The organism is Halomonas sp. SIMBA_159 (genome assembly GCF_046536035.1).
Lineage (GTDB): Bacteria > Pseudomonadota > Gammaproteobacteria > Pseudomonadales > Halomonadaceae > Vreelandella > Vreelandella venusta_A.
Genome location: NZ_JAWJBT010000366.1, coordinates 1 through 279, shown reverse-complemented (window position 1 = coordinate 279; position 279 = coordinate 1). Strand labels below are relative to the sequence as shown.

The 279-nt window shown below is 53.0% G+C and carries 1 protein-coding gene; it reads right to left on the bottom strand.

What is annotated here, in order from left to right:
- Window positions 1–78 precede the first annotated feature (78 nt).
- On the bottom strand, window positions 79–279 hold a 201-nt coding region (locus R0J87_RS19640; RefSeq protein ID WP_498888354.1), incomplete at its 5' end, for an SDR family oxidoreductase.

Sequence of the window (279 nt, the reverse complement as noted above, 5' to 3'; positions counted from 1 at the left end):
CGATATCTTTACAGGCTGAGCCTGGGTTAAGCCAAATAAAAAGCTGCATCTCCTCAACTAGGAGATGCAGCTTTTGCGTTAACTTCTCAGAAATCCGCCTTCTGAATGAATCACTTGCCCCGTAATCCAGCCGCCTTCTTCGCTGGCCAGAAAAGCGATTAGGTTTGCCGCATCTTCCGGCTTTCCTATGCGCCCCAACCCGAATTTTGGCCGCAGGGAAGCGCGGATATCCTCGTCCATCCAATTGGTGTCGGTCGGGCCGGGATTGACGGCGTTGAC